This window comes from Anaerotalea alkaliphila, from assembly GCF_010179735.1.
GTDB classification, from domain to species: domain Bacteria; phylum Bacillota; class Clostridia; order Lachnospirales; family Vallitaleaceae; genus Anaerotalea; species Anaerotalea alkaliphila.
In genome coordinates this window covers 90,220-97,884 of sequence record NZ_JAAEEH010000007.1, presented here as the reverse complement: position 1 = coordinate 97,884, position 7,665 = coordinate 90,220, and the positions used below count along the sequence as shown (strand labels likewise).

Below are 7,665 nucleotides of genomic sequence, written 5' to 3'. Positions count from 1 at the left end.
TCTACCTTTCTGATAGCGGCCACCTCGATGTATTGTATTTTGTCGCATGAGGTTCATTGTACACCATGACCGGAAGTGGGACATAATCATTTGCGTTACAATAGGACATTATCATATGTGAATCAGACAAGAGGATTGTATCGCCAAAAAGCTGTTGAGTTTTTTCCTGCATTGTGTTATACCTAGGACTAGAAAGTCCATCCTTTCCAAATGGATGATGAGTACAGTTTAACCGATAAGGATGGATTCGGTCAATGGCATAAGACAGGAGATCGGCTGAAATGGAAAACAAACGGCATAAGAAGGGATACCGCAAAATGCTGCGGACCTTGGCCTTGCATAAACCCAAAAGGGAGCAATTGGACGCCTACTACAGCGCAGTGGAGGACCTGATAGAGAATGCGGCGGTGCTGGACATGGACGCCTTCATCCAGCATGGAAGGATCACGTGTCTGGAGCACAGCCTGCATGTTTCCTTCGTCAGCTTCAAGGTGGCGAGGAAACTGGGTTTGCGCAGCAGGGAAATGGCGAGGGGTGGCCTTCTGCATGACTTTTTCCTTTATGACTGGCATGTGACCAAGTGCAGGGAGGGGAAGCACGCCTTCGCCCACCCGGTCATCGCGAAAAGGAACGCGGAGAGGCATTTCACATTGAACGAGGTGGAAAAGGATGTGATTGTCAAGCACATGTGGCCGGTGACACTCTGGTGGCCCCGGCACAGGGAATCCTGGATCATCATCGGCGTAGACAAGTATTGTGCCGTCCTGGAGACGTCCCACCAATTGTGGGAGAGTCTGCGGGCAGGGAACGGGAAGCCCTCCCCGCTTCGGACGGGGGTTGAAAAAGCGGAAGGCTGGTTCAAAAAATGAGGTTCCCGGCTTGCGAAGGCGGGATTTCTGTGCGATAATATGAGGTGTTGGCAAGAATGTACGCCTGCGAGGCAAAGATACGGAAAGGTGATTGCATGGGTAGAACAGAGGAAACAGAGGAAGGTCGAAGACAACATTATCTGCATACGGACATCGTGATTGAGGCCTTGGGACTGGACAGGAACAGCAAAGTCCTGGATGTGGGTTGCGGTATGGGTGTGTTCAGCATCCCTTTCGCCGCTGTGGCCAAATCCGTCAAGGCGGTGGACGATTCTGAAAAAATGATAGAGTATCTGTCGGACAGGTTGGAAGAGGAAGGGATTGAAAACATCACCCTTGTCCTTGGGGAATTCCAGGACCTGTCCAAAGAAGTGTTCACCCATGTTTTCATTTCGCATATCCTCCACGAGATGGAGAATTTCGAACAATTCCGGGAAAAGCTGTTGGAGCTTACCTCCCCCGGGTCCCGTGTGGGAATCTTCGAATGGAAGAGGAAGCGGGCGGATTACGGACCCGAATACCAGGAACGTCTGTCTCCGGAGGATGTCATGGGAGTGGTCGGAAGCAGTTTCACCTTGGAACGTTACGAGGAGTTGAGCGAACCTTTTTATCTGGTGGTGCTCAAGAGGATCTAGAAAGGCATGCAGCGGGCGTTTACTGCAGACTCCACACTAGGAGCGGAGGCGGTAAGCGCCTTTCTATAGATGACGAAACAGGAGGAATGGAATGTTTTCATCGGATATCGGTGTTGACCTGGGAACAACAAACGTGCTTGTATATATCAGGGGAAAGGGTGTCGTGGTGCGGGAGCCCTCCGTGGTCGCGGTCAACCAGCGCACCAAGGAAGTGACGGCCATCGGCCAGGAAGCCTATGAGATGATTGGACGCACACCGGACAGCATCGTGGCGGTGAGACCCCTGAAGGACGGGGTGATCTCCAACATGACGCTTGCGGAGCAGATGCTGAAGATGTTCATCCAGAAAGCGGTGGGTTACCGGTTGAAGAAGCCCCTGGTTCGCATTTGCGTGCCCAGCGGTGTCACAGAGGTGGAGCGCCGCGCCTTCGAGGATGTGGCCTACCAGGCGGGAGCCCGGAAGGTGGAAATCATAGAGGAGCCGCTGGCCGCAGCCATGGGGGCGGGCATCGACGTGAACGAGCCCTTCGGCACCATGGTTGTGGACATCGGCGGCGGGACCACGGACATCGCTGTCATCTCCCTCAGGGGTACCGTACTGAGCTCCTCCATCAAGCTGGGGGGGGACCATTTCGACGAGGTGATCATCCATCACATCCGCAAGGCCTACAACCTTATGATCGGGCAGCGCACGGCGGAGGATGCCAAGATCGCCATTGGTTCCGTCGTTCCGCGGGAAGAGCCCCTGCAGTATACGGTCAAGGGCAGAAGCCTGCTGAGCGGTCTGCCGGAGGCAGTGACCATCAGCTCCAGCGAATTGGAGCCGGCCATGCGGGAAGTCGCCACGAAGATTGTGGAAGCCATCCACATGATCATAGAAAAAACCCCGCCGGAACTGTTGGGAGACATTTCCGAACGGGGAATGATCTTGACAGGAGGCGGCAGCCTCCTGCACGGGATGGACCAGTTGATCAGCAGCAAAACGGGGCTGTCGGTACTGGTGGCGGACGATCCCATGTCCTGCGTTGTAAAAGGCCTATTTCATGAGAAATAGGCCTTTTTTTCAAGCGGTTTCCTTCGATGCCAGGATGGCTTTTCCCGCACCCACAGCGTCCTCCACGGCGGAAAAGAGGCGGTCTTCACCGATCCGGTCCAGGAAGCCGGATTGTCTCAACAGTTTGAGGGGTTGCGGATTGACCTCGGCAAACAGCAGCAGGACCTTCCGCTCCCTGCACCGCTTTTCAATCCGCTTCAGCGCGTCCAGGGCGGTGGCATCCATGATGGGCACGTTTTTCATCTTGAAGACAAGCACGCTGGTATGGCTGCGGATTTCCTGGAGGACATCCAGGAAGGTGTTGGCCGCCCCGAAGAACAGGGGGCCGTTGATCTCATAGACCAGCAGCTCCGAATCCAGGGAGAGTTCCTCTTTGGTCTTGACAGGACCGTTCCCTTCGGTGCCCGGCGTATCGTCCGCATCCTCCGAACCGGGAACCAGGGAGCGGGTGACATCCGCATACCCCATGCTTTCCCCCATCCTATGGACGAAGAGGAACATTGCCATGACCATACCGAACTGGATGGCGACCACAAGGTCGAAAACCACGGTGAAGAGGAAGGTTGTAAGAAGTACGGAGACATCACTTTTCGTCGAACGGAAAAGTCCTTTGAAGGACCGCCACTCGCTCATGTTGTAGGCGACCACGACAAGGATGGCGGACAGGACGGTCAAGGGGATCAGTTTCGCATAGGGCATGAACAGAAGCATGATCAGCAGCAGGACCACCGCATGGGTGATTCCCGCAACCGGGGTCCGGCCGCCGTTCCGCACGTTGGCGGCGGTGCGGGCGATGGCGCCGGTGGCGGGAATGCCTCCGAAGAGGACGGAGCCGATGTTGGCGATCCCCTGGGCAACCAGCTCCATGTTGGAGTTGTGGCGTTTGCCGATCATCCCGTCGGCCACGACCGCAGAGAGGAGGGATTCGATGCCAGCCAGGAAAGCGATGGTGATGGCCGGTCCCACAAGGGCCTGCAGGTTGCCCAGGCTGAAGTCCAGGGTTCCAAAGTCGACGAACCGGATGGTGGCAGGGATGTCCCCGAACCGGGATCCGATGGTCTCCACAGGAAGGTTGAACAAGCTGGTGGCCAGGGTGGCTCCCACCAAAGCCACCAGGGAGCCCGGGATGGTCTTGTTGATCCGGGGCCAGAGGACGATGACCGCGATGGAGACAAGGCCCAGCAACAGGCTGGCCGTGTTGAGTGTCCCCAGGCGGGAGAAATAGGCTTCCCATTTTTCGAAGAATTCCGCCGGCACCTCTTCCATTTGCAGGCCCAAGAGGTCTTTGATCTGGGTGGAGAAGAGCACTACGGCAATTCCTGAAGTGAATCCGGTGGTGATCGGATAAGGGATGTATTTGATGACGCTGCCGAAACGCATGAGACCCAGGAAGATGAGGAAGATGCCGGCCATGAGGGTGGCGATGGCCAGGCCGCCCAGGCCATGGGTCTGGACGATTCCGTAGACGATGACGACAAAGGCGCCTGTAGGGCCTCCAATCTGCACCCGGCTTCCGCCCAGGAAGGAAATCAGGAAACCTGCCACTACTGCCGTGATGAGTCCCTTTTCGGGGGAGACGCCGGAGGATATCCCCAGGGCTACGGAGAGGGGGAGGGCGATGATGGCTACGATGATGCCGGCGATGATGTCGTTGAGGAGGATGTTCTTCGTGAGTTCCACATCCCGGTGTTTGAGGATCGAGAAAAATTTGGGTTTCAACTGCTTCAGCTCCTTCGGTTTTCTTCCAGTGTATTCCTGTGAGGAGGCGGTGTCAATAGGTGGCGGACATGTTCCGTTTTTTGTGCATGGACAGGCGACAAGACAACGCACACGCTTGCCCTGTTCCAGGGCGGGAGACCGGATAGGTCATCGCCGCTGAAGGGGTGCACGCTTGTCCTGTCCCAGGGCAGCGTGTATGGGGGGAGGCCAGTGCGCCGCCCCCCGCAGCCGTTTCCGGCAGGGTGGAAGAGGGCTGGAGACGCCGGGGAATCGCAGGAGCGATTGCTTCCGGCGTCGACGGAATTCCGGATGCAGGGCCAGACCTTGCGGAATCCCCAGAGGGGAAGGGACAACAGGTCAGCGTGCGAAGCACGCAGACAACCGGAAGGGGAACGGCCGTCCCCAAGCTAGCTTGGGGGAGTCTGTTCCCCTTCCGGTTGCAGCAGGACAGGATGTCCTGCTGCCTGTTGACCTTGGCAGGTGCTGTTTCGGCTTCAGGAGTGTTCTAAATCCTGTGCCAGGGGGTTGTGTGGGGCGGCGCACTTGTTTATTTGGTGCATCTTATGTATAATAACAGCATAAAGCGTTACCCAATCAAGAATATCAGGAGGTTACCGATGAGTTTTCAACCAGAATCTGTTAAAAAGACCTTGCAGGTGGGGGATAGGAGTTTCACTTATTTTTCCCTGGATTCCTTCGAGAAGGCGAGTGGGGCGCCGATCCGTGCGCTGCCGTTTTCGATGAAGGTCCTGCTGGAGGCCGCCATCCGTCAGATGGATGGTCTGGGTATCACGCAGGCCCATGTGGACGAAATCGCCAATTGGACTGTTTTGAAAGAGAAGACAAAGGAGATCCCCTTTATTCCCGCCAGGATTGTCCTGCAGGATTTCACAGGCGTTCCGGTGGTGGTTGATTTGGCCGCGATGCGTTCCACGATGGAGGAGATGGGAGGGGACCCGAAGAAGATCAATCCCATCGTCCCTGTGGACCTGGTGATCGACCATTCCGTGATGGTGGACCGTTACGGTTCGAACGAGGCGTTGGAGTTCAACGTGGCCAAGGAGTTCGAGCGGAATGAGGAACGTTACCGTTTCCTCCGCTGGGCCCAAACTGCGTTCGACAATTTCCGGGCTGTTCCTCCGGCCACAGGCATCATCCACCAGGTGAACCTGGAGTACCTGGCCAGCGTCGCCACCACGAAGCAGGTGGGTGAGGAGACCCATGTGTATCCCGATTCCCTGGTGGGGACGGATTCCCATACGACCATGATCAACGGCCTGGGCGTGCTGGGCTGGGGCGTGGGCGGCATCGAGGCGGAAGCCGGCATGCTGGGGCAACCCCTGTACTTCCTGATGCCTGAGGTCATCGGCGTGAAGCTTACAGGTTCCCTGCCCGAGGGGACGACGGCGACGGACCTGGCCCTGACGGTCACCAACATGCTCCGGAAGAAGGGCGTCGTTGGAAAGTTTGTGGAGTATTTCGGCGAAGGGGTGTTCTCCATGAACCTGGCGGACCGTGCCACGGTGGCGAACATGTCCCCGGAATATGGTGCCACCATGGGATTCTTCCCCGTAGACCAGGAAACCCTGCACTACCTCCGGGAGACCGGAAGGGATGAGGAGCAGGTTGCCCTTGTGGAAGCCTACTACAAGGCCCAGGGGATGTTCGCTGAAAAGGGAAGTCCGGAACCCCAATATAGTGAAGTCCTGGAACTGGACCTTTCCACCGTCGTGCCCAGTCTGGCCGGACCCAAGCGTCCCCAGGACCTGGTGCTCCTTTCCGACATGAAGGAAAGCTTCCGGAGCATTGCTGCCAAACCCCTTTCCGAGGGGGGATACGGCCTTTCTTCCAACAAGATGGAGGAGCAGGTGGAGGTCCAGTGGGAGGACGGCAGGAAAGAGGTCATGAAGGCAGGGGCCGTGGTGCTGGCCGCCATCACGAGCTGCACCAACACGTCCAATCCCAGTGTCATGATCGGATCCGGACTTGTGGCGAAAAAGGCGGTGGAACTTGGCCTGTCCGTCCCCTCCTACGTGAAGACCAGCCTCACCCCTGGCTCCCTTGTGGTCAAGGACTACCTGGACGCCTCCGGCGTGATGCCTTATCTGGAGAAGCTGGGCTTCCATTCCGTGGGCTATGGCTGTGCGACCTGCATCGGCAACTCCGGTCCCCTTCCAGGTCCGGTGTCCAGCGCCATCACGGAGAACGACATGACGGTGGCCTCCGTCCTGAGCGGCAACAGGAACTTCGAGGGCAGGATCCATGCCCAGATCAAGATGAACTACCTTGCGTCTCCCATGCTGGTGGTCGCCTATGCGCTTGCAGGAACCGTTGACATCGATTTTGCGGTGGAGCCCATCGGCACAGGGAAGGATGGGCAGGCCGTGTATCTGAAGGACATCTGGCCCAGCTCCAGGGAACTGCAGGAAGCGGTTGCCCAAGGGGTGCAGTCCCGCATGTTCATCAACCAGTACAAGGGCGAGAAGAACGTGTTCACGGCCAACGAGCGCTGGAACAGCATCGCCGTTCCCGAAGGGGACCTGTACGAATGGGATGCGGATTCCACCTACATCCAGGAGCCGCCGTTCTTCAAGAGCCTGTCGGCGGAACCCCAAGCCTTGGAGTCCATCCGCAAGGCCCACATCCTGGCCATGCTGGGCGACTCGGTCACGACAGACCACATCTCTCCCGCGGGAAGCATCGCCCCCACAAGCCCTGCGGGAACCTACCTTACGGAAAGGGGTATCGCACCTGCAGACTTCAATTCCTACGGTTCCAGAAGGGGCAACCATGAGGTCATGATGCGGGGAACCTTCGCCAACATCCGGATCCGGAACGAGGTGGCACCCGGGACCGAGGGCGGTGTGACCAAGCACTTCCCGGAAGGGGACGTCCTACCCATCTACGATGCCTCCATGGCGTACCAGGAGCAAGGCGCGGACCTGGTGGTTGTGGCCGGCAAGGAATACGGTACGGGAAGCTCCAGGGACTGGGCTGCCAAAGGCACCCTGCTTCTGGGAGTGAAGGCCGTCCTGGCGGAAAGCTATGAAAGGATCCACCGGAGCAACCTGGTGGGCATGGGCGTCCTCCCCCTCCAGTTCAAGGAAGGGGAAAACCGCAAGACCCTTGGGCTTGTGGGGGATGAGACCATCACCATCGAGGGTCTGGAAGGGGAGCTTCTTCCCATGCAGGAACTGACGGTCAAGGTGGAAAAGGGCGACGGCACCGTCCGGGAATGCAAGGTTGTTTCCCGCTTGGACAGCCTGGTGGATGTGGAATACTACAAGAACCAGGGGATACTGCAGACGGTCCTAAGACAACTGATGAAATAAGGCTCATGCCAGAAAAAAGGGACAGGGGTCCCGCCTCCATGCTATCCCATGGAGGC

The 7,665-nt window shown here is 57.6% G+C and carries 5 protein-coding genes; 4 read left to right on the top strand and 1 reads right to left on the bottom strand.

Annotated features, from left to right (window positions below; genetic code table 11):
* Positions 1-281: 281 nt before the first annotated feature.
* The 3 genes from GXN74_RS04195 (at position 282) to mreB (ending at position 2,558) form a co-directional block, all read left to right on the top strand.
* Positions 282-869, top strand: a complete 588-nt coding sequence (locus GXN74_RS04195; RefSeq protein WP_212505698.1) for an HD domain-containing protein — start codon at positions 282-284, stop codon at positions 867-869.
* Between the two features lie 95 nt (positions 870-964).
* On the top strand, positions 965-1,504 hold the full coding sequence (locus GXN74_RS04190; protein ID WP_162369673.1) for a class I SAM-dependent methyltransferase: 540 nt from the start codon (positions 965-967) through the stop codon (positions 1,502-1,504).
* 91 nt (positions 1,505-1,595) lie between these two features.
* Positions 1,596-2,558 (top strand): rod shape-determining protein, encoded by a 963-nt coding sequence (mreB, locus tag GXN74_RS04185; RefSeq protein ID WP_162369672.1) that lies wholly within the window; start codon positions 1,596-1,598, stop codon positions 2,556-2,558.
* 9 nt (positions 2,559-2,567) lie between these two features.
* On the opposite strand, the gene GXN74_RS04180 is transcribed toward mreB, so the two are convergent.
* Entirely contained in the window at positions 2,568-4,277 is a 1,710-nt protein-coding gene (locus GXN74_RS04180) for a SulP family inorganic anion transporter (RefSeq protein WP_162369671.1), read from the bottom strand.
* A 617-nt stretch (positions 4,278-4,894) separates the two neighbouring features.
* Between GXN74_RS04180 and acnA the strand changes: the two genes are divergently transcribed.
* Positions 4,895-7,609 carry an aconitate hydratase AcnA gene (gene acnA, locus GXN74_RS04175; protein WP_162369670.1) on the top strand — a complete coding sequence of 905 codons (2,715 nt, stop codon included), beginning with the start codon at positions 4,895-4,897 and terminating at the stop codon, positions 7,607-7,609.
* Positions 7,610-7,665 lie beyond the last annotated feature (56 nt).